This window comes from Lapillicoccus sp. (assembly GCF_046595215.1).
Taxonomy (GTDB): domain Bacteria; phylum Actinomycetota; class Actinomycetes; order Actinomycetales; family Dermatophilaceae; genus Lapillicoccus.
In genome coordinates, this window is sequence record NZ_JBKJPP010000176.1 from 15,351 (window position 1) to 37,002 (window position 21,652).

General features: G+C 72.3%; 20 protein-coding genes. 10 read left to right on the forward strand and 10 right to left on the reverse strand.

The annotated features are described in order from the left end of the window. Positions 1-20: 20 nt before the first annotated feature. Complete coding sequence (locus ACLL9L_RS15205) at positions 21-923, reverse strand: ABC transporter ATP-binding protein (protein ID WP_411285501.1); 903 nt, start codon at positions 921-923, stop codon at positions 21-23. Positions 924-975: 52 nt separating this feature from the next. Here ACLL9L_RS15205 and ACLL9L_RS15210 point away from each other — a divergent pair, with 52 nt between their 5' ends. Then, positions 976-1,491 (forward strand): GbsR/MarR family transcriptional regulator, encoded by a 516-nt coding sequence (locus ACLL9L_RS15210; protein ID WP_411285502.1) that lies wholly within the window; start codon positions 976-978, stop codon positions 1,489-1,491. 92 nt (positions 1,492-1,583) lie between these two features. On the opposite strand, the gene ACLL9L_RS15215 is transcribed toward ACLL9L_RS15210, so the two are convergent. Next, positions 1,584-2,504 carry a DUF559 domain-containing protein gene (locus tag ACLL9L_RS15215; RefSeq protein WP_411285503.1) on the reverse strand — a complete coding sequence of 307 codons (921 nt, stop codon included), beginning with the start codon at positions 2,502-2,504 and terminating at the stop codon, positions 1,584-1,586. A gap of 153 nt (positions 2,505-2,657) precedes the next feature. Here ACLL9L_RS15215 and ACLL9L_RS15220 point away from each other — a divergent pair, with 153 nt between their 5' ends. Further along, the gene (locus tag ACLL9L_RS15220; protein WP_411285504.1) at positions 2,658-4,244 is read left to right on the forward strand and encodes a methylmalonyl-CoA mutase; all 1,587 of its coding nucleotides are present in this window, start codon (positions 2,658-2,660) and stop codon (positions 4,242-4,244) included. A gap of 11 nt (positions 4,245-4,255) precedes the next feature. Here ACLL9L_RS15220 and ACLL9L_RS15225 read toward each other — a convergent pair whose 3' ends face one another. The 3 genes from ACLL9L_RS15225 to ACLL9L_RS15235 are packed head-to-tail and all read right to left on the reverse strand — an operon-like array spanning position 4,256 to position 7,502. Then, positions 4,256-5,455 carry a glycosyltransferase gene (locus ACLL9L_RS15225; RefSeq protein WP_411285505.1) on the reverse strand — a complete coding sequence of 400 codons (1,200 nt, stop codon included), beginning with the start codon at positions 5,453-5,455 and terminating at the stop codon, positions 4,256-4,258. A 17-nt stretch (positions 5,456-5,472) separates the two neighbouring features. Further along, on the reverse strand, positions 5,473-6,531 hold the full coding sequence (locus tag ACLL9L_RS15230) for a hypothetical protein (protein WP_411285506.1): 1,059 nt from the start codon (positions 6,529-6,531) through the stop codon (positions 5,473-5,475). Then, the gene (locus tag ACLL9L_RS15235; RefSeq protein WP_411285507.1) at positions 6,528-7,502 is read right to left on the reverse strand and encodes a WcbI family polysaccharide biosynthesis putative acetyltransferase; all 975 of its coding nucleotides are present in this window, start codon (positions 7,500-7,502) and stop codon (positions 6,528-6,530) included. The genes ACLL9L_RS15230 and ACLL9L_RS15235 overlap by 4 nt, the downstream gene beginning before the upstream one ends. Positions 7,503-7,664: 162 nt before the next feature. Here ACLL9L_RS15235 and ACLL9L_RS15240 point away from each other — a divergent pair, with 162 nt between their 5' ends. Next, a complete protein-coding gene (locus tag ACLL9L_RS15240) occupies positions 7,665-8,780 on the forward strand; it encodes a glycosyltransferase (RefSeq protein ID WP_411285508.1) in 1,116 nt (371 codons plus the stop codon). Here ACLL9L_RS15240 and ACLL9L_RS15245 read toward each other — a convergent pair. Genes ACLL9L_RS15245 through ACLL9L_RS15255 form a run of 3 tightly spaced genes read right to left on the reverse strand, consistent with a single transcriptional unit; the run spans position 8,710 to position 11,725 of the window. Further along, positions 8,710-9,657 (reverse strand): glycosyltransferase family 2 protein, encoded by a 948-nt coding sequence (locus ACLL9L_RS15245; protein ID WP_411285509.1) that lies wholly within the window; start codon positions 9,655-9,657, stop codon positions 8,710-8,712. The two genes, ACLL9L_RS15240 and ACLL9L_RS15245, sit on opposite strands and share 71 nt — an antisense overlap. After that, complete coding sequence (locus tag ACLL9L_RS15250) at positions 9,654-10,637, reverse strand: hypothetical protein (protein WP_411285510.1); 984 nt, start codon at positions 10,635-10,637, stop codon at positions 9,654-9,656. Before ACLL9L_RS15250 ends, ACLL9L_RS15245 begins: the two co-directional genes overlap by 4 nt. Continuing rightward, positions 10,634-11,725, reverse strand: a complete 1,092-nt coding sequence (locus ACLL9L_RS15255) for a glycosyltransferase family 1 protein (RefSeq protein ID WP_411285511.1) — start codon at positions 11,723-11,725, stop codon at positions 10,634-10,636. The genes ACLL9L_RS15250 and ACLL9L_RS15255 overlap by 4 nt, the downstream gene beginning before the upstream one ends. 163 nt (positions 11,726-11,888) lie before the next feature. Between ACLL9L_RS15255 and ACLL9L_RS15260 the strand changes: the two genes are divergently transcribed. Beyond that, a complete protein-coding gene (locus ACLL9L_RS15260; RefSeq protein ID WP_411285512.1) occupies positions 11,889-12,545 on the forward strand; it encodes a hypothetical protein in 657 nt (218 codons plus the stop codon). Between the two features lie 73 nt (positions 12,546-12,618). On the opposite strand, the gene ACLL9L_RS15265 is transcribed toward ACLL9L_RS15260, so the two are convergent. Next, on the reverse strand, positions 12,619-13,536 hold the full coding sequence (locus tag ACLL9L_RS15265; RefSeq protein ID WP_411285513.1) for a carbohydrate kinase family protein: 918 nt from the start codon (positions 13,534-13,536) through the stop codon (positions 12,619-12,621). After that, the gene (locus ACLL9L_RS15270) at positions 13,533-14,474 is read right to left on the reverse strand and encodes a pseudouridine-5'-phosphate glycosidase (protein ID WP_411285514.1); all 942 of its coding nucleotides are present in this window, start codon (positions 14,472-14,474) and stop codon (positions 13,533-13,535) included. The genes ACLL9L_RS15265 and ACLL9L_RS15270 overlap by 4 nt, the downstream gene beginning before the upstream one ends. A 46-nt stretch (positions 14,475-14,520) precedes the next feature. On the opposite strand from ACLL9L_RS15270, the gene ACLL9L_RS15275 reads away from it, so the two are divergent. From ACLL9L_RS15275 to ACLL9L_RS15300, 6 genes are all read left to right on the forward strand, one after another. After that, a complete protein-coding gene (locus tag ACLL9L_RS15275) occupies positions 14,521-15,738 on the forward strand; it encodes an amidohydrolase (protein ID WP_411285520.1) in 1,218 nt (405 codons plus the stop codon). A gap of 172 nt (positions 15,739-15,910) precedes the next feature. Then, on the forward strand, positions 15,911-16,978 hold the full coding sequence (locus ACLL9L_RS15280; RefSeq protein WP_411285515.1) for a BMP family lipoprotein: 1,068 nt from the start codon (positions 15,911-15,913) through the stop codon (positions 16,976-16,978). Between the two features lie 192 nt (positions 16,979-17,170). Then, positions 17,171-18,769, forward strand: a complete 1,599-nt coding sequence (locus ACLL9L_RS15285; RefSeq protein ID WP_411285516.1) for an ABC transporter ATP-binding protein — start codon at positions 17,171-17,173, stop codon at positions 18,767-18,769. Next, complete coding sequence (locus tag ACLL9L_RS15290) at positions 18,766-19,932, forward strand: ABC transporter permease (RefSeq protein ID WP_411285517.1); 1,167 nt, start codon at positions 18,766-18,768, stop codon at positions 19,930-19,932. The genes ACLL9L_RS15285 and ACLL9L_RS15290 overlap by 4 nt, the downstream gene beginning before the upstream one ends. Then, positions 19,929-21,203, forward strand: a complete 1,275-nt coding sequence (locus ACLL9L_RS15295; RefSeq protein WP_411285518.1) for an ABC transporter permease — start codon at positions 19,929-19,931, stop codon at positions 21,201-21,203. Before ACLL9L_RS15290 ends, ACLL9L_RS15295 begins: the two co-directional genes overlap by 4 nt. A gap of 5 nt (positions 21,204-21,208) precedes the next feature. Further along, positions 21,209-21,652 (forward strand): cytidine deaminase (locus tag ACLL9L_RS15300; RefSeq protein ID WP_411285521.1); only part of this gene is annotated, 444 nt, incomplete at its 3' end.

The window sequence follows — 21,652 nt, forward strand, 5'->3', positions numbered from 1 at the left end:
CGCGGTCCCGGTGAAGCCGCTCACCGGGTCGGGGCCCCGGAGCGGTAACGGTCGAGGAAGAGCTGCTCCAGCGTCGGCGGCTGGCAGGTCAGGCTAGCGATGCCATGCGGCCCGAGCCGTGCCAGGACCTCGCCGAGGTGGGCCGTCTGCACCGAGCAGGTGAGCCGATGGCCCTCGACGACGGCCTCGCTGACGCCCGCCAGCAGGCTGACCGCCTCCGCGGTCGGGGGGTCGGCGAGGCTCACGTCGACGGCAGTGAGGGTGAGGTGGCGCAGGTCGGCAAGGGCTCCGGTCTCGACGGTGCGGCCCGCCCGGATGATGCTCACCCGGTCGCAGAGCGCCTCGACCTCGCTGAGGATGTGGCTCGAGAGCAGGACGGTCGTCCCCTCGCGGCGCAGGTCCTGCACCACGCCGCGGAACACGGACTCCATCAGCGGGTCGAGCCCCGATGTCGGCTCGTCGAGCAGCAGGAGGTCGACGTCGCAGGAGAGTGCGGCGACGAGGGCCACCTTCTGCCGGTTGCCCTTGGAGTAGGAACGCCCCTTCGTGGTCGGGTCGAGCTCGAACTGCTCGATCAGCCGGGTCCTCCTGGCCTGGTCGAGTCCGCCGCGCAGCCGGCCGAGCAGGTCGATGACCTCGCCGCCAGAGAGGGTGGGCCACAGGCTGACATCACCCGGCACATAGGCCAGCCGCCGGTGCAGCCGCTCGGCATCGGTCCACGGATCGCCCCCGAGGAGGGTGGCCGTGCCGCCGTCGGCGCGCAGCAGGCCGAGCAGGATGCGCAACGTCGTCGACTTGCCCGACCCGTTCGGGCCGAGGAAGCCGTGGATCTCGCCGGTGGCGACCTCGAGGTCGAGGCCGTCGAGCGCCACGGAGTGGCCGAAGGACTTGCGCAGCCCCGTCACGCGGATCGCCGTGTTCATGACGACAGGGTATCGAGTTTTCAGAAATATCTGAATGATCTAAACTCCGATGATGACCGGTGACGTGCGGACCAGGACCCAGCCGACGCCCCGTCCGGGGGAGGTGGCGCGGTTCGTCGAACGGCTCGGCTCCGCCTTGACCGACGCCGGTATGCCGCGGCTTCCGGCCCGCGTCTTCGCGGCGCTGCTCGCCCGCGAGGACGGGCGGATGACGGCGGCCCAGCTCGCCGACGGGTTGCAGGTCAGCGCCGGCTCGGTCTCCGGGGCGGTCCGCTATCTCGCCCAGGTCCGGCTCATCCACCGCGAGCGTGAGCGGGGCAGTCGTCGGGACGTCTACGTCGTGATGGAGGACGCCTGGCACGACGCGATCATCAGCAGCCGCACGGCATACGCGCCGATCCTCGCGGAGATCGCCGCCGGCGTCGACGTCGTGGGCGGGGCCGGGACGAGGCCTGGCGCACGGCTCGCGCTCTCGGTGGAGTTCCTCGAGTTCCTCGCCCGCGAGATGGAGGGCGTCGCGAAGCGGTGGGACGAGCGTCGTCGCGCGCTCGCGGGACCCCCTTGGTGACGAAAACGGTTGGTGACGAACAACGGGACGGACCGGGCTGAGAACGCCTCGCTGAGCGTGACTCGATCGCTGGGTCCCGTCGTCCGTCCCCCTCACCCGCTCATCCCGGACACGGCCTCCGGCCCGGGGCGGGTCCGGTGCCGCAGACTCCGCTGTCTGCGTCGGTGGGAGACCGCGGCCCGGATCATCTCCGCAACCCAGTCCGGATCGAACATCACCTGTTCCCAGGAGAAACGCAGCACCAGCCAGTCCCGCACGACCAGCTCGTCGTAGCGGCGGCAGTCGCGTTCGAGTGCCGCCCGCTTCCCGTGGAACTCGAAGCTGTCCGCCTCGAGCACGATCCGCAGGTCCTCGTCGGCGAGGTCGACCCGAGCGAAGAACCGTCCGTCCTTGATCCGGACCTGCGTTTCGACGCAGAGGCCCGGCACGCCACGCGCGATCACCCGCAGCACGGACTCGAAGGGGTTGGCCGCGCGCGGGTCCGCCGCCTCGGCGACGGCGAGGACTCGTCGCCGAGCACGCGGTGCCAGCTGCAGGGCGGCCAGCTGAACCTCACGGCACTTCAGACCCCCACGCCAGGCAGAGTCGAACACGGCCACCGCCTCGTCGAGGGGCAGGTCGAGGCAGCAGTCGATGACGGTGCGGATCGGCGTGGTGACCCACCCGTCGACGTCGCCGGATGACAGCGTCCGCCAGTGAACGGTGACCCCGTCCCGGCGGGCGGCGGTGATCTTGCGGTTTGCTCGCACCGTGACGTGCGGCTCCGTCGCCGGGGTCTTGACGGTCCACCCCCAGTGCGCGGCAGCCGACAGGTGCGAGCACACCCCGCTGAGCCGGGAGGCGGCCAGTCGGGCCTCCTCGGCCGTGAGCAGGGCGTAGCGGCCACGCGCCGTCCGGACGATCGACTCCTCCTCCAGTGCGGAGGCGATCGCCCGCCAGGAGTGGCCGCGCCGCAGCTGACCCCAGGTGGCGACGCCGCCGAGGGAGGTGACGCGGGCCGCGACGGTGGACATGGCTCGAGCCTGCCAAGCCACGGGCGTCGGACCCACGTTGTCCACAGGGACGCACGGAGGGACAGACGGCCGGGTCGGTGACTCCCCGAGCGTGCGAGCGCGCCAGCATCCCGTCGTTCGTCCCGGAGCCGTGCCGTCGGTAGGCTCCGAGACATGTCAGACGGCGCCCGCACGGAATCCGACCTGCCCCTCAAGAAGATCTACGGGGCAGGGGACCGGGCCGGTTTCGACGAGGCGGTACAGCTCGGGGAGCCGGGGGAGTTTCCCTACACGCGGGGGGTCTACGCCTCGATGTACACCGGCCGGCCGTGGACGATGCGGCAGTATGCCGGGTTCGGGACGGCGAAGGAGTCCAACGAGCGCTACCACCAGCTGGTCAGGGCCGGCACGGGAGGGCTGTCGGTGGCCTTCGACCTGCCGACGCAGATGGGCTACGACTCGGACGAGGCGATCAGCCACGGCGAGGTGGGCAAGGTCGGAGTCGCCATCGACTCGATCGACGACATGCGGGTGCTGTTCGACGACCTACCGCTGGACACCCTCTCGACGTCGATGACGATCAACGCGCCCGCGGCGACCCTGCTGCTGATGTATCAGCTCGTCGCCGAGGAGAACGGCATCAGCGGTGACCAGCTGACCGGGACGATCCAGAACGACGTGCTGAAGGAGTACATCGCGCGCGGCACCTACATCTACCCGCCCAAGGAGTCGTTGCGCCTCATCAGCGACATCTTTGCCTACTGCCACAAGGAGATGCCCCGCTGGAACACCATCTCCATCTCGGGGTACCACATGGCCGAGGCGGGCGCGACGCCCGTGCAGGAGGTCGCCTTCACCCTCGCCGACGCCAAGGAGTACGTCCGCGCCGCCCAGGCTGCGGGCCTCGACGTCGACGACTTCGCGCCCCGGTTGTCCTTCTTCTTCGTCGCCAGGACGACGTTGCTGGAGGAGATCGCGAAGTTCCGGGCGGCCCGCCGGATCTGGGCGAGGATCATGCGCGAGGAGTTCGGCGCCACCAACCCCAAGTCCCTGATGCTCCGCTTCCACACCCAGACCGCGGGCGTGCAGCTCACCGCCCAGCAGCCCGAGGTCAACCTCGTCCGGGTGGCGCTGCAGGGCCTCGGCGCGGTGCTGGGCGGCACCCAGTCGCTGCACACGAACTCCTACGACGAGGCGATCGCACTGCCCACCGAGAAGGCCGCCCGGCTCGCGCTGCGGACCCAGCAGGTCATTGCCTACGAGACCGACGTGACCAAGACGGTCGACCCTTTCGCCGGCTCCTACGTCATGGAGGCGATGACCGACGACCTCGAGGCCGCCGCCCTCGACCTCATCCAGGCCGTCGAGGACAAGGGGGGTGCGGTCGCCGCGATCGAGGAGGGCTTCCAGAAGTCGGAGATCGAGCGGTCCGCCTACCGGATCGCCCTGGAGATCGACCACCAGGAGCGGACCATCGTCGGCCTCAACCGGTTCACGGTGGACCAGGAGGAGCCCTACGTGCCGCTGCGGGTCGACCCCCAGATCGAGCGCGAGCAGGTGGCGCGACTGACGACGCTGCGTCGGGAGCGCGACAACGACGCCGTCACGGCCGCGCTCGCGACGCTCAAGGAGGCCGCCCGGGGCACGGACAACGTGCTCTACCCGATGAAGGAGGCGCTACGCCTGCGCGCCACCGGCGGCGAGGTCGCTCACGCGCTGCGCGAGGTCTGGGGCGTCTACGTCCCGCGGGACGCGTTCTGACAGAACGACCCTCAGCAGGGGGGACGCGACTGCCAGAGTCGCTCCAACGTCGGCTCCCGGGTCAGCCGGGCCACCGTGGCCCCGTCGGGCAGGGTGCGGGGCGCCGGGGACGGGATGCCGCGGTGGGCCCGGTTGATGTCACGGGTGGCCCTCATCCGGAAGCCCTCCACCTCGACCGGCGCCGACCCGCACAGGCGGCGCAGCGTCGTGCCGGCCAGCAGCACGGGCTCGCACTCCACGGCATACCGGGCCCGCGCCAGCACAGCGGCGCCGGGCTCGCCGACGTGCACCCGGGGGTCGTCGAGCAGGCTGACGACCTCCTTGGAGTCGACCCACACGTGAGCGTCGGAGCCGGCCAGGAGGGACTCGGTGCTCGCGATGAGCGTGGCCGCCGGCGCCCCGAGCGACCGGAGCCGGACGACGACGTCCGGCTGGGACCACACGAGGTGCTCTCCGCGCAGGTCGCGGTCGGGGACGAGCCGCGCCAGCGCCAGGGTCTCGCCGTTCTTGAGGCGCACGAGGTCGACTGCCCGACCGGCGACGTCGGGGCCGTCGTGCCAGACCACCGCCTCCGGCAGGTGGCGCAGGTCTGCCCCGGCGACGTAGGCCCGATGGGCGAGCTCCCAGTCCTCACCGCCGTAGGCCCGGAACGTCTCGTCGAAGCCGCCCAGGTGGTGGAGCAGCTGCCGCCCGAGGGAGGTCACGGCGCTGATGACGAGCTGGTAGGACCGGTCGTCGGGCTCGGTGAGGTCGGCCGTCCTGGCGTAGCCGTCGAGCAGCCACTGGGGCTCGGTCAGCCCGTTCGGCGTCGGTCCCGCGCCGGTCAGCCACGACTGCACCCGCGGCCCGTCCCAGCCCCCGAGGTCGGCGTGCCGCCGCCGTCCGACCGTGAGCGACCACGGGGACACCGCTGCCAGGACGGTCTCGAGGTAGGCCGGCTCGGGCACGCAGTCCTGGTCCAGGAAGACCACGACGTCGCCGCTGGTGTGACGCGCCCCGAGGTTGCGGGCCGCCGCGGCACGGAAGCCCTCGTCGTCCTGCCTGACATACGTCGTCGTGAAGGAATGGGTCCCGATCGGCGGCGCCTGACGCGACCCGTCGTCCGCGATGACGACCTCGGTGCGGTCCCCGGGGACGGTCTGCAGGTCCAGGGCGGCGAGCAGTCGCCCGAGCTGGTCGGGCCGCTCGTAGTAGGGGACGACGACGCTCACGCTGGGCGGTCCGGCGGTCACGCGAGCCCCGCCAGCCCTGCGAGCCCCGCCAGCCCTGCGAGGAGCCTGGCGTGGGCGTGCGCCGCCTCGGCCCACGACGGGCCCAGGCGCACCTCGGGGCCCAGCCACGTCGAGTCGGGCTCATCTCGCGCGCGCGCGAGACCGGCACGCAGGTCGGTCGTCAGGGTGACGGCTCCGGGCAGCCGCTGCGCCAGCTCCCGGGTGTAGGGCCCGTCGGCGACGAGGGGTCGGCGCCCGCACTCGAGCCAGGTGTTGATGGACCCCGAGGCGGAGACGTGGCGGTGGGGTGCCACGGGAATGTCGCTGCGCCGCAGGGCCGTTCGCAGGTCCTGCTCGGACAGGTAGCCGGTGACCCGGAAGGGCACCCCCGCCCGGTCGGCTCGCGCCCGCAGCGCTCCCACGAGGTCCTCGTGCCCCGCCGCCGCCGCACCGTAGTTGGTCACCGCGACCGCTCCCGCCAGCCCGGCGGCAGCGTTGATGAGCTCCTCGACGCCCTTTCCGGGGTAGAGGAAGCCCAGCACGCCGATGTCCACCGTGGCCGGGGACCCGTCCGGGGAGCGGTCCGGGGACCCGGCCGGGGAGCGGTTGTCGGCGGGTCTGCTGACCGGCGCCGGGCCGGCTTCGACCGGCAGCGGGATGACGCTGGTGCGCGCCGCGAGAGCAGTAGGGTCCTCGTCGACGCAGGCGCCGAGCAGCAGCCGCTCGGACTCACTCGCGACGATGAGATGCGTTGCCGCAGCGGCAATCCGGCCGTATGCCGTGCGCCGGCGAGCCGACCATGCCGCACCCTCGCCTGCCTGAGGCACGTCGTGCAGGGACACGCAGAGCGTCGCGGCCTCGGCCAGCTCCACGATCCGATCCGCAGCCTCCTCGGGACTTCGTCCGAACAGGCGGTCGGTGACGTGGACGAGCACGGGGGCGCTGGGGGAGACGGCTGAGACCGAGGGCACCCGGACCAGGGCGTCGGCCAGCACGGGGGCGGAACGGGCCAGGCGCAGGGCGTGCTGCACGACGCCGTGGTGATCGGGGCCGACGACGAGGTAGGTCGCGTTCACCCGCTGGCCCGGACCCGTTCGGCCCCGAGGAGCTGGAGCTGCTCGGCGCACCGGTCCAGAGCCTCGGCGACGACCTCGGGCCGAGCGGCATACCAGTCGAGGTGTGCGGCAACGATGCTCTCGTCGGAGACCGGCTCGCCGTTCACCACCCAGTCCTGGGTGGCGCCGCTGGACCCCCAGCCGAGAGCGTCGAGCACGTCCGCGCGCAGTGGCGCGTGGATGTCGTCCAGCAGCTCGCGGCCGGGGTCGACGGCGTCGACCGGCCAGCCGAGGGCCTCCTGGAGGCGACGCGCGAGCCCGACCAGGATGGGGTTGCCTGGGTGGTTGATGACGTTGGCGGCGCGGTGACCGGCTGCCCCGATGAGGTCAGAGACGGGGATGGCGCCCGCGGAGGCCTCACGCCGGCGCAGCTGCTCGATGGACCACTCGGAGAGGGCCCGCACCTGCTCCGGACCGGGTTCGGGCAGGAGGTGACGCTGACCGGTTGCCGTGAGGAGGGTGCGCAGGTCGTGGTACGGGACGACCGGTGGGTCGCCGGCAGCTGCGTGGTGGAACACGGCCTGGAACGGGAAGAGACCCTGGTAGCGGAAGACCGGGAAGAGCACCGTGCGTGCGTCGTGCGCGGCGGCGGCGACCTGGGCGGTGCCGAGGGGGAGGTCGCGGTAGTCGTCAGCGATGGGCTGGGCCACCAGGATGGCCGTGCGGCGCAGCAGCCGCTCGAGGAACGGCACCTCGTCGGCAGAGAGCTCGTGCACCGGGGGGATCCGGATGCCCACGCAGGCGGCGTCGGGCGAGGACCCCAGGAGCACCCGGACGGACTCGGCCTGGCAGTTGCCATGGACCACCAGGAGCGGCTTGTCCTCCGGGAGCGACCGGAGCCCGTAGAACTCCCCGTAGTGCCACGCCCGCGGCAGGTCTGCCGTTGCGGCTGCGGGGAGTTCGGCTGGCGCGGAGGGGGTCGGTGGTGGCACGTCGATCACTGTACGACCCTCCTCACGACCCCGGGGTCTGGCCTCAGGCCGCCCGCAGATCGGCGTCGAGGCCGGGATGCACCGGTGGCCGGTTATCGCGCGGAGAACGGGGTATGGCCTCCATGTGGCGACAGGTGACCTCGGAGTGAGGACGTGACGGACGTGACGGACGTGACTCGTGCGCCGTTGCGCATCGCCGTGATCGCCACCGCACGATATGCGATCCGCCAACCCTTCGCCGGCGGTCTCGAGTCGCTCGTCTGGCACCTCGTGACGTCCTTGCGCGAACGCGGCCACGAGGTGACGCTGTTCGCCGGTGAGGGATCGGACGGGTCCGACGCCGAGTACGCCTTCCCGTCCAGCGGCTGGGAGCCGAGCCGGGTGGCGTCACGGGACGTGTCGATGCCGCCGGCGGCGTTCATGAGCGACCACCACAGCTATCTCAAGCTCCTCATGGGCCTCGCCGGGCCGCTGGCCGACCGTTTCGACGTCGTCCACAACCACGCACTGCACCACCTCCCCGTCGCCATGTCGCCGCTGCTCCCCCAGCCGGTGCTCACGACGCTGCACACCCCTCCGACGCCGTGGCTGGAGTCGGCGATCAACGCCGCACCCCAGTCGTCTGGTCACTTCGCCGCCGTGAGCGGGTTCATCGCGGCGCAGTGGAAGACCCTGCGTCCCACGCCGCGGGTCGTCCTCAACGGTGTCGACCTCGAGACGTGGCGGCTGGGCCAGGGCGGCCCGACGCTGGCCTGGTCGGGGCGCATCGTCCCGGAGAAGGCGCCGCACCTGGCCATCGAGGCGGCCCGGCGAGCCGGCATGGGCCTCGTCCTCGCGGGCCCCCTGAGTGATCTCCCCTACTTCGAGAGCGTGATCCGGCCACTCCTCGGCGCCGACGTGACGTATGCCGGGCACCTGGGGACCGACGACCTCGCGGGTCTCGTCGGCTCCTCCGCGGCCGTGCTCGTCACCCCGGTCTGGGACGAGCCCTATGGCCTCGTCGTCGCCGAGGCCATCGCGTGCGGGACCCCCGTGGTTGCCTTCGCCCGGGGAGGGATCCCCGAGGTCATGCCCACGAGCGGGCTGGGCGTTCTCGTGCAGCCGCACGACGTGGCCGCGCTGGCGGCGGCGATCCCCGCGGTCGTCGAGCTGGACCGGACTGCGGTGCGCGACCACGCGGTGCGCCACCTCTCCCGGGCCCGGATGGTCAGTCGCTACGAGCGGATCTACGGCCAGCTTCGGCAAGACGCCAGACAGGAGGACTCCCTCCCAGCGTGATGAGCCCTTCGGCCTCGAAGGCCGAGAGCCAGCCCTCCATCGGGAAGACGCCCCACCGCTCGTGGAACCGGTTGCTGTTGCGGATGATGTCACCAAGATGGCGCACCGGGGGGTTCTCGACGGGGTGGTGCTGGTGGTATGCCGGGGCGCCGCGGACCCACCACAGGGCACCGTGGGCGCGGTCCACCCGCATCGCGAAGTCGGTGTCCTCGCCGCCGTAGCCCTCGTAGCCGTCGTCGAAGCCGCCGAGCGCGGTCCAGTCGGTCGCAGTGATCGCGAAGGACAACGACCAGAAGAGGCGAAGGTCGGTGGCCGCGACACGGTATGCCGCGGTGGCGACGGGACGTGCCGGGTGAGGCGTCGATGCGGCGAGATCCGTTGCGGTGTAACGCTCCTTGCCTGGCCCCCGCGGGGGCAGGTAGTGGACGGCACCGGAGAACACCTGGGGGGATGCCGGTCGGCCCGGCCCGTCCCCGGTGACGTCGCGGCCGCACTCGGTGAGATATCGCGCCACGAGGTCAGGGCCGGGGACGCAGTCGACGTCGAGGAAGACGAGCACCTGCGCTCCGGCTCCGGAGGCCGCGGCGGCGGCCGCGTTGCGGGCCGACGCGAGGGGCAGGCCGTGTCGTCCCCGCGCGACGGACAGGACGTCCGTCGCGGCCGCAACCGGCGCGGCTGCCGCAACGAGGGGGGCGATCTCGTCGTCGTCCATCGCCGCGACGACGTAGACATCGGGCGCACGTGTCCCGGACCGGAGCCCGGCCATCTGCGCCATGAGGTGGTCGTGACGCCCGTGGGCGAGGGTGATGACGGCAACCCGGAGCGGGAGGCCGCCGGTGCCCTCGAGCGCGGCCCCGGGGAGCGCCGCCGCCGTCACGACCACCCTCCGGCGGCGAGGCGCTCGAGATGCGCAGCACACCGGTCGGCCCCGTGTCCGTCGGACCACCAGCTCCATCGGGCCGGGTCGGTCGGCACCGCGGACTCGAGCAGCCCGGGCCACTGCTCGGCGTCCGGCCAGCCGAGGCAGCCGTGTGCCAGGCCGGCTGCCGCCAGGCTCCGCACCAGGTGGGCCTGCTCGTCGTGGGGCCTCGGCTGGGCGATGATCACGGCGCGGCGGCGCGCAGCGGCCACCTCGGCGATGACGTTCTGACCGGAGTGCGCGACGACGACGTCCGCGGACTGAAGGCCCTCCCACACCTCGTCCGGACCCGCTCCGGAGCAGACGGTCCAGGTCCAGCCGGGGGTCGCGGCACGGGCCGCGTCGATGTCGGTGTCCGTGACCACGGAGCCACCCCGGCCCCACAGGAGCGTGACGTGGCGCGCACCGGGAGCGGGCCGCGCCACCCGCTCGTCGAAACGGGACAGCGCACCCACGAAGGTGGCCTTCGCCGCCCACCCAGGACGCCATCCGGTGACGAGGCCGGCCTCGGCGGGCCAGGGGGCAACGAGAGCGGTCGCCGCGTCGTAGGAGATCTCGTGCGCCCGGTCGGAGCGGTCGCCGGCCATGAGGAAGACCACGACGGGGACCCCGAGCAGCCGCCCAAGGAGGCCGACCTCGGCGGAGACGTCCGTGACCAGCAGCTGCGGACGCTCCCGTCTCACCCAGCGGGCGATGTCGGCCATCCGCTCGGCATAGCCCTCGTTGCGCAGCGGAGCCCAGTGCAGGACGCCGCCCGCGGTGTGGTCCAGTCCTCCGGCGGAGTCGTCCATCGGCAGCGGCACCCAGCGCTCGACCGGCCAGTGGTCCGGTCTCGGGGCGGAGCTGAGGATGGTGACGGGTGAGGTCATCCGCGCGGCTACGACCATGGCCCGTGACAGGTGGCCGGCCCCCTGATGGTGGGCGTACCAGCCGATCACCCGCCAACCTCCCGCCGGTCACCGAGCGCCAGGTCGTAGAGCCGCTCGTGCGCGGCACCGATCGCCTGCTGCTGCGCCTCGCGGCCGGCGCGGGTGGCCTGCCGCGGGGGCCGTTGCGCGTATGCCGTGGCGATCGCGGCGGTGATCTCGAGGGCGTCCGGGTCCTGCCCGGGATCCCACCCGAAGGTGTAGGAGGGCTGCTGCTCCACCCAGGAGCCGGTGCGTGGTGCGAGGACCGCCGTGCCCAGGTCGAAGCACGCCTCGATCCAGCCGGAGTGGGTGCCGAAGGCGTAGGGCAGGACGGAGAGGTCGATCCCGCGCAGGTAGTCCCACAGCTGCGCGTCGGAGTGGGGGTCGTGGACGGTCAGGGTGAGCAGGTCACGCTCCTGGAGCCCCCGCAGCCGGTCGAGCAGCGCGGAGTCGTGGCGCGGGTGGGATGTGTCGGTGACCTCCCGGAGCAGGTGGACCACGAGCCTGGCGTCGGGCAGCGCCGCCACGGCGCCGGCCACGGCGCTGGCCACCGGGCCCGCCCTGACGTTGGCGCGCAGGCTCTTGAGGTGCATCCCGACCGTGAAGGGGTGAGCGCTCCGCGGGCGCGGGCTGCCGACCAGCTCGAGGGGGGCCACGTGGGGGTGGGCGATCACGACGGCCTCACGCCGCCACCGGGCACGGATCGCGTCGGCGGCGGACGGGGTGAGGGTGATGACGCTGGTGGCTGCCGGCACGATCACGTCGAGCCGGGCGAGGTGCTCGCCCTGCTCGCGGAAATGGGGGTTGACCACGTCGTGCAGGGTCAGGACGAGCGGCAGGCGGTGCCGGTCCAGGGCGCGCACCCAGTCACGGAGCTGGTCCGGGGTGAAGGGGTCGAAGCCGAAGTGGAGGTGGACGAGGTCGATCTCGCCGTGGTGGGCGTCCACCCAGCTGACGGCGAGGGCCGGCGGCGGCCACCACCGGCCCGGAGGGGCCCCCGGCACCGGCGGGTCCACGGCATACGTGTGTCGGCGCAACGCCGGTGTCGGTCGGATGCGTTGGCTGTAGTTGTGCCCGTCGGGCACGTGCAGGATCCTGCGCCCGTCGTGCAGGGTCATCGTGGCGTCCTGGTCGGCTGGGTGGTGGTGTGGGGTGGAGGCGAACCTACCCGCGTCGGGGCGGGCGAAACAGCGGCGCCTCCCAAGCAGAGCAGGTCCGACTCGCTAGTCTCGTCCCCACTCGGACCGCACGCACCGTCGCCCGGAATCAGGGGAACGTCAGATGAGCAACCAGCCTCCGCAGGACCCGCTCCAGCCACAGGACCCCGGCAGCCCCGGCATGCCGCAGCCACCCGCCCCGCCGTACGGCGCTCCGCAGTCCGGCGCCGCCCCGCAGTACGGCGCCGCCCCGCCCCCGCCGCCGGACTACGGGCAGACGCCCGGCGGCCCCTACGCGCAGGCCGCGACGATCACCCAGCCCCCGCCGATCAGGAAGGCCGTCATGCTCATGAAGGTGGGGGCGGGCCTGTCCCTGCTGGGACTCCTGCTGTCACTGCTCACCATGGGCAGCGTCAAGGACATCATCCGGCAGGCCGGGGTCGACGCCGGTGCGCCCCTCACGGACGACCAGCTCAACGGCCTGGCCACCGCCAGCATCGCCTTCGCCGTCTTCGCTGGCCTCGTCGGCGTCGGGCTGTGGCTGTGGATGGCCGCTGCCAACGGCAAGGGCAGGAAGTGGGCGCGGGTCGTGTCGACCGTCTTCTTCGTCCTGTCCCTCCTGTCGGCCGCCTCGGGCTCGGTGCAGGGGCGGACTCCGGCGCTCAGCCTGGTCCTCTCGTTGGTCACCGTGGCCCTCGGCGCCTCCATCCTCTTCCTGCTCTACAAGAAGGAGTCGACGGCCTTCTACGACGGCATGGCGGCAACGCGTCACCCGCGCTGACCCCGCACGACCTGCCAGGACCACGCAAGGCCCGGGTATGCCGGGCGGCCCGTCCGCGCGGCGTCCCCTGCGTCTAAGGGGTGGTCGCCGGCGCGCGAGGTGGCCGGGCACCGAGCCCAGCGGCAGCCGCGCTCCCGGCCGCGACCCCGGCAGCGAGGGCCCGCACCGGGTCACCATCAGTGAGCCAGCTCGCGAGCAGGCCGGCGTTGAAGGCGTCCCCGGCCCCGGTGGAGTCGAGGCACTCGACGGTGGGCGAGCTCGCGCGCTCGTCGCGGTCAGCAGTGAACCACCGTGCTCCGTGCGCGCCGTAGGTGACGACGACCTGCGAGACCGACGTGAGGACGGCTTCGGGACCACCGAGCGCCTCGGACTCGATCTCGTTGGGCAGCAACAGATCGACCCCGCGCACCCAGCCGAGGAAGGTGTCGGCGCCGACGGCGGCCACGAGATGGGCGGCCTGCGGGTCGACCGACGTGGTCCACCCGCGCTCGCGGGCACCGGCCAGCGCGGCGAGGCCCGCCTCCCGGGAGCCGTCGTCGAGCAGGACGTAGCCGCTCACGTGCAGGTGGGGCAGACCCGGCGCCGCCCGGTCGAGCACTCCCGCTGCCTGGTCGAGGTCGACGTCCGCGGTGCGGAACGCGGCGTTGGCGCCGCGGTCGGACAGCATGGTCCGCTCGCCGGCCGCGTCGACGAGCACGACGACGACGCATGTCGGCAGGTGCTGGTCGACGGCGAAGACGCACCGCACGCCGACCGCCTCGAGGGCGGACCGGGCTGCGTGCCCGGCATAGTCGTCCCCGATCCGGGCGAGGAGTGAGACGCCGACGTCGTGGGCGGCCAACCAGGCCGCGGTGTTGCCCCCTGCGCCGCCGGGCACGAGGGCGATGTCGGCCGTCGCCTCGCCGCCGGGGACGATCGGCACCCGGGAACGGGTGAGGACGTCGATGCCGACGTCGCCGACGACGACCACGGGCCTGCGGACCGGGGTCACGGTGCGTGCTCGCCACCCTCGAGCGCGGCGAGCTCGACGGCGACCTCGCCGGCGAGGGCGGCGTTGGCCAGGACCAGCTCGACGTTGGCGCGCAGGCTCTCACCGCCGGAGCTCTCGTGGAAGAACTCGAGCAGGCGGGGGGTGACGTCCTTGCCGTGCACGCCCTCGCGGGCCAGCAGGGCCAGGCCCTCGGCGACCAGCCGCGCGTGCAGGCCGGGGTCGACCTGCCGTCCCTCCGGCAGGGGGTTGGCGAGGACGACCCCTGCGGAGTCGGTGCCGAGGACCCGGCGGGCGTGGGCGACAGCGGCGGCCTCGGCCGCGGAGTCGACCTGCCACGGCGCCTCGTGGCCGGAGTCGGAGAGGTAGAAGCCGGGGAAGCGTGAGGTGCGATAGCCGAGGACCGGCACCGAGAGGGTCTCGAGGACCTCGAGGGTGCCCGCGACGTCGAGGATCGACTTGACGCCGGCGCAGACGACGAGCACCGGCGTGCGGGCGATGACGCCGAGGTCGGCCGAGACGTCGAAGGTCTCGGACGCTCCCCGGTGCACTCCGCCGAGCCCTCCCGTGGCGAAGACGGCGATGCCGGCCCGGTGCGCGAGAACCGCGGTCGAGGCGACGGTCGTCGCCCCCGTCCGGCCGCGTGCGATGGCGACCCCGACGTCCCGGGAGCTCAGCTTGAGGACGTCGTCCTCGCCGCAGAGGCGGTCGAGCTCGACGGACGTCAACCCCACGTGGATGACGCCGTCGAGCACGGCGATCGTGGCGGGCACGGCACCGGCCTCGAGCACCGCGCCCTCGATCTGCGCCGCGACGCGGCGGTTGTCACCGCGGGGCAGTCCGTGGGCGAGGATCGTGCTCTCGAGCGCGACCACACCCCGGCCGGCGTGGAGGGCCTCGAGGACGTCGGGGTGGATCACGGGCTCGAGCGACGAAGGCATGGGACGCGAGCGTAGTCGAGCACGCTGCGGCTACGATCGCGCGGTGATGCACGACGCCGTCGACCCGGAGCTCCACCGTGCCCTCGACCATCTCGAGGGCCCGGACGAGCTCGAGGGCGAGCTGATCGCCGTCCGTCGTGACCTGCACGCTCACCCCGAGCTCTCCCGCAACGAGGTCCGGAGCACTGCCGTTGTCGCGAAGCGGCTCGAGGAGGCCGGCATCGCGGTGCGGACCCTGGCGGGCAGCGGACTCGTCGCTGACCTCGGTGCCGCGCACCCGGCATACCGCGTGGCCCTCCGGGCGGATCTCGACGCCCTGCCCACGCCCGAGCTGACCGGGCTGCCCTTCGCGTCGACGAGCGACGGCGTCAGCCACGCCTGCGGGCACGACGTGCACACGGCGATCGTCCTCGGCGCGGGCCTGCTCCTCAAGCAGCGGGAGCGGCTGCTCGAGCGGCAGGGCCTCGCGGTCCGGCTGATCTTCCAACCCGCCGAGGAGGTCATCCCCGGCGGCGCCCACGACGTCGTGGCGCAGGGTGGCCTCGAGGGCGTGGACCGGATCCTCGCCGTCCACTGCGACCCCAGCATCGACGTGGGTCAGGTCGGGCTGCGGGTGGGGCCGATCACCGCGGCGGCCGACGGCGTCGTCGTGACCCTCACCGGTCGCGGCGGGCACACCTCCCGCCCCCACCTGACCCAGGACCTGACCTATGCGCTCGCCAAGGTCGTCACGGACGTCCCGGGGGCGCTGTCGCGGCGGGTGGACCCCCGGGCCGGTGTGGCGATGGTGTGGGGGAGCATCCACACCGGGGGAGCGCAGAACATCATCCCGTCGACGGGCACGGTGTCCGGCACCCTGCGGATGCTCGACGCCGACGTCTGGAGGACCGCGGGCCCGCTCGTCGAGGAGCTCGTCCAGGCCGTCGTCGCTCCGTATGCCGTGACGGCGCACGTCGCGTACACGCCCGGGGTGCCGCCCGTCGTCAACACCCCCGACGCCATCACCGCGCTGCGCGCGGGGATCCGGGCGGCCGGCGCGACCGAGGTCGCGACGACGCAGTCCCTCGGCGGGGAGGACTTCGCGTGGTACCTCACCCAGGTATCAGGCGCCATGGCCCGGCTCGGGACCCGCACCCCGGAAGGTCCGACCTACGACCTGCACCAGGGCGACCTGGCCATCGACGAACGGGCCATCCTGTGCGGTGCCAGAGTGCTTGCCGGGGCGGTTGTGACGAGCGGGCAGATGGCTCCGCCCGTCGGGTGACGGTCGGGCGACGGGTCGGGCGACGGGTCGCGTGACGTGTCGAGTCGGTAACGTTCGCCCGCCCCCCCGGAGAAGCAGCCGGGCGGCCGCAGGGGGAGCGTTAGTGTTCCGAACGAGCGCGCGTACCACGCGGCTCGTCCTCGGAACGAAGGAGACCACCTTGCGTCAGGTGATGAAGTTCGCAGCCGCCATGTCGGTTGCCGCCGTGGCCCTGGCCGCGTGTGGAAGCAGCACGAGCACCAGCCCCAGCGGCGGTGGTGGCGGTGGTGCGTCAGCCGGCACCGGCGCCGCGGGCGGCTCCGGCGGCTCCGGCCTCAAGGTGGGGATGGCCTACGACGTAGGCGGGCGCGGCGACCAGTCCTTCAACGACGCTGCGGCGGCGGGTCTCGACAAGGCCAAGACCGAGCTCGGCGCCCAGATCAAGGAGGCCTCCGCGACCAACGGTGAGGCCGAGTCGGCCCGGCAGGAGCGCCTGCAGCAGCTCATCGACGCCGGCTACACCAATGTCGTGGCCGTGGGCTTCGCCTACGGCAAGTCGGTCGGTGCGGCCGCGAAGGCCAACCCCGACGTGAAGTTCGCCATCGTCGACGACGCGTCCCCCGACTCCACGGCCTCGAACATCGACAACATCACCTTCGCCGAGAACGAGGGGTCCTTCCTCGTCGGTGCCGCCGCGGCCCTGAAGTCCAAGGCCAACCACGTCGGCTTCGTCGGCGGCGTCAACACGGACCTGATCAAGAAGTTCCAGGCGGGCTACCAGGCCGGCGCCAAGGCGGTCAACCCGAGCATCGTCATCGACGTCAAGTACCTCACCGAGCCCCCGGACTTCTCGGGCTTCGCCTCGGTGGACAAGGGCAAGGCCGCGGCCGAGGGCATGTACCAGGCCGGCGCCGACGTGGTCTACCACGCAGCGGGCGGATCCGGTGGCGGTGTGTTCACCGCGGCCAAGGCTGCTGGCAAGCTGGCGATCGGTGTCGACTCCGACCAGGCGCTCACCGCTCCCGCCGACGTGCGGGACGTGATCATCACCTCGATGATCAAGAAGGTCGACGTCGGTGTGTATGACTTCATCAAGTCGATCAAGGACGGGACGTTCAAGAGCGGCCTGCACGTCTTCGACCTCAAGTCCGGTGGGGTGGACTACTCGACGACCGGTGGCAAGGTCGACGACATCAAGTCCAAGCTCGACGACTACAAGCAGCAGATCATCGAGGGCAAGATCACCGTCCCGAAGAAGTGACGTCCGACAGCGGCACGAGTCGACGGTGACCGAGGGGCCCGGGCTGGCGCGATAACGCGCCACCCGGGCCTTTTCGTGCCGTAGGTTGGGCCCGAACGTCGGCGGGGCAGGGCAGCCCCGCGGCCGATCCCCTGCACCGCCCACCACCGCGCTGGGCCCGGACGAGGAGAGTGCGAGATCACCGACGCCACCGTGAAGGACCCGGTGCCCGCCGAGGCCGGCAGTTCCAGCGCCGTCGTGGAGCTGCACGGCATCACCAAGCGCTTCCCCGGGGTCGTGGCCAACAAGGACATCGAGATCACGGTCAAGCGGGGCACCGTCCACGCGATCGTCGGTGAGAACGGCGCGGGCAAGTCGACCCTCATGAAGATCCTCTACGGCGTGCAGCAGCCCGACGAGGGCACCATCGCCATCAACGGCACCCAGCTGGTCCTCAAGAGCCCCACCGACGCCATCCGGGCCGGCATCGGCATGGTCTTCCAGCACTTCATGCTCGCCGACAACCTCACCGTCCTGGAGAACGTCGTCCTCGGCGCCGAGCGGCTGCACGGCATCGGCGACCGCGCCCGGGCGCAGATCTCCTCCATCTCGAAGGCCTACGGCCTCGGCGTCGACCCGGACGACCTCGTCGCCGACCTCGGGGTGGGACGGCGGCAGCGGGTCGAGATCCTCAAGGTGCTCTACCGCGGGGCCAGGATCCTCATCCTCGACGAGCCCACCGCCGTCCTCGTCCCCCAGGAGGTCACGGAGCTGTTCGACAACCTGCGCGACCTCAAGGCCGAGGGCCTCACGGTCATCTTCATCTCGCACAAGCTCGACGAGGTCCTCTCGGTCGCCGACGAGATCACCGTGATCCGTCGCGGGACCACGGTCTCGACCGTCGAGCCGGCGTCGGTCAACGCCCGCCAGCTCGCGGAGCTCATGGTCGGCTCCGAGCTGCCTTCACCGACCACGGAGGAGTCGACGGTCACCGACCGCGCCGTCCTGACGGTCGAGAGGGTCACCCTCGACGGCGCGCTCGGCAACCGGAAGATCCTCGACGACGTCTCGTTGACGATCCACGCGGGTGAGGTCGTCGGCATCGCCGGCGTCGAGGGCAACGGGCAGGCGGAGCTCGTCGAGGTGATCATCGGGATGCGCGAGCCGACGTCCGGCGTCATCACGCTCGAGGGAGTCGACATCTCCGACTGGCAGGTCCGCGAGATCCGCGAGGCCGGCGTGGGCTTCATCCCCGAGGACCGGCACCGCCACGGCATGCTGCTCGAGGCCCCGTTGTGGGAGAACGTCATCCTCGGCCACCAGACGCAGGAACCCAACGTCAGCGGGGGCGGCGCGCTCATCAACGCCCGGGCGGCCAAGCAGGACGCGCTCCAGATCGTCAAGGAATACGACGTACGGACGCCGTCGATCTTCGTCACCGGCGAGTCCCTCTCCGGCGGCAACCAGCAGAAGCTGATCATCGGGCGCGAGATGAGCCATCACCCCAAGGTGCTGCTCGCCGCCCACCCCACCCGCGGCGTCGACGTCGGGGCCCAGGCGGCGATCTGGGACCACATCAAACGGGCCCGTCGGGACGGGCTCGCCGTGCTCCTCATCTCGGCCGACCTCGAGGAGCTCGTCGGTCTCTCGGACACGGTCCGGGTCATCCTGCGCGGGGTCCTGTCCGAGGACTTCGACCCCGACACGGTGACCACGCAGGAGCTGGGGGCCGCGATGACCGGCGCAGACGGCGTCACCACACCCGGGCCGGCGGCACGGCATACCGACGGCACGACGGAGGGCGACCGATGAGTGGCGCACAGCCGCCCCCCGCGACGCGTGCCCCCGGAACCCGAGCCCCCCGGATCGATGTGCGCCGGCTCGGTCTCGCGCTCGCGGCACCCCTGCTGGCCGTCCTCGTCGCCTTCGTCGTGACGACGATCATCCTCGTCGTGGCCAAGGACCCGGTCGGCGCGGTGTGGAGCCAGCTGTTCAAGGCACCGCTGCCGCGCCAGATCGTCGCGATCGTCAACGCGGCCACGGTGTTCTACCTGTCGGCGATCGCCGTGGCCATCGGCTTCCGGATGAATCTCTTCAACATCGGCGTGGACGGTCAGTACCGCGTCGCCGCCTTCGCCGCCGCGGTCTTCGCCGGACAGGGCTGGCTGCCCGGGTGGCTCAACATCCTCGCCGCGCTCGTCGTCGCGATGCTCGCGGGGGGGCTGTGGGCCGGCATTGCCGGGCTGCTCAAGGTCGGGCGCGGGGTCTCCGAGGTCATCTCGACGATCATGCTCAACTCCATCGCGACGTTCCTCGTCTCGTTCCTGCTGAGCAGGGTGGCGGTGCGGGTCGAGGGGAGCAACGCGGTCAACACCAAGCCGCTCGCGGAGGGCTCCCGGGTGCCCGGCATCTCGGTCGACGGCCTCATCGCCACGCCGAGCAAGGTCTACGGGCTGGTGTTCCTCGCGGTCGTCGTCGGGATCCTCTACTGGTTCGTCCTGGCCAGGACGCGCTTCGGCTTCGACCTTCGGGCGACCGGGCGCTCAGAGACCGCAGCCGTGGCCAGCGGCGTGAAGGTCAAGCGGATGGTCCTCACGTCGATGGCGATCTCCGGCGGCGCGGCGGGACTGGTCGGGATGCCGCTGCTCTTCGGCCAGGACTACGCCTACGGCGACACCTTCCAGTCCGGGCTCGGCTTCGCCGGCATCGCCATCGCCCTGCTGGGGCGCAACAACCCGATCGGCATCGGCTTCGCCGCACTGCTCTGGGCCTATCTCGACGCCCAGGGCAACGGTCTGCAGATCAACGCGGGCGTGTCCGACCGCCTCGTCCTCGTCATCCAGGGCGTCATCGTTCTCTCGGTCGTCATCGCCTACGAGCTCGTGCGCCGGGCCGGCATCCGGATGGAGCAGCGCCGGGTCGCCTCCCAGCTCGCTGCGCGGCCCGTGCCCGCCACGGAAGGATCGCCGGCATGAGCGTCACCGGACTGGGCGCCGACCTCGCGTCCGCACCCGCCCCGGTGCGTGCGCAGTCCCGCCCCCGCTGGTTCTGGCCCGCCCTCGTCGTCGGCGCCCTCGTCGTCATCTCCAGCGTGCGGGTGCTCACCGGCGCCAACGACATCGACTCGTCCGGCGCGCTGATGGCGGCGGTCGGGCTCGCCATGCCCATCGGGCTGGCCGGTCTCGGTGGCCTGTGGAGCGAGCGGGCCGGCGTGGTCAACATCGGTCTCGAGGGGATGATGATCCTCGGCACGTGGGGCGGGGCGTTCTTCGGCTACCACTACGGCCCGTGGGCGGGCATCCTCGGCGCGGTGCTCATGGGTGTCGTCGGGGGCGCGGTCCACGCGCTGGCCACGGTCATCTTCGGCGTCGACCACATCGTCTCGGGTGTCGCCATCAACCTCCTCGGCGCCGGCGCCGGCGCCTACCTCGCCGTGCGGACCTTCACCGGCCTGCCCGGCGGCGGCCCGTCGCAGTCACCGCCGTTGCAGCAGCTGCCGTTCCTCAGCGTCCCCGGCCTCTCGGACGCCCTCGGCAGGGTCGAGTCCGGCCACCTCTGGCTCGTCTCCGACCTCGCCAGCCTCGTCCGCGCCGTGACGACCAACCTCAACGTCCTCACCGTGATCGCCATCGGGCTGCTGGTCCTGAGCTGGTGGGTCCTGTGGCACACCGCCTTCGGGCTGCGACTGCGCGCCTGCGGCGAGGCCCCGCAGGCGGCCGAGACCCTCGGCGTCAACGTCATCCGCTACAAGGTCATGGCCGTCCTGATCTCCGGTGGGCTCGCCGGTCTCGCGGGGGGTTTCCTCGTCCTCGTCGCCTCGAACCTCTACCGCGAGGGCCAGACCGGCGGCCGCGGCTACATCGGCCTCGCGGCGATGATCTTCGGCAACTGGCGCCCGGGCGGGCTCTCCGGCGGCGCCGCGCTCTTCGGCTACGCGGACGCGGTCCAGCTGCGCGGCGGCGGCGACGTCGTGCGGGCCTACCTCCTGCCGTTCGCGATCGCCCTCGTCGCCTGGGGCGTCTGGCAGCTCGTGCGCCGCCGGCGGGGCAAGCCGGTCACGGGCGTCGTCACGGTCGTCATGGGGGTGCTCGCCCTCGGCTGGTTCTTCCTCACCTCCCGCGTGCCCGACGAGTTCACCGGCATGACGCCCTACGTCGCGACGCTCCTCGTCCTCGCCTTCGCGTCCCAGCGGCTGCGGATGCCCGCGGCCGACGGCCAGATCTATCGCAAGGGCGAGGCGGCATGACGCGTATGCCGTCCGCCCCCGAAGGTGCGCACGGCGCCGTCGACGTGGACTGGGACTCTCTCACCGCCGCGGCGGTCGAGGTCAGGGGCCGGGCCTACGCGCCCTACTCCCACTTCCCCGTCGGGGTTGCCGGTCTCGTCGACGACGGCCGGGTCGTGGTCGGGTGCAACGTCGAGAACGCGGCCTACGGGGTGGCGCTGTGTGCGGAGTGCGGCATGGTGTCCCAGCTGCACGCCACCGGCGGCGGGCGCCTCGTGGCGGTCTCCTGCGTCGGCGGTGACGGCGAGCCCCTCATGGCCTGCGGGCGGTGCCGCCAGCTGCTCTGGGAGAACGGCGGGCCGACATGCCTCGTCCTGACCCCTGAGGGGATCCTGCCGATGAGCGCCATCCTGCCCCAGGCCTTCGGCCCGGAGGACCTCGACGCAGCGGCCGCCCGGGGCGCGTCCGAC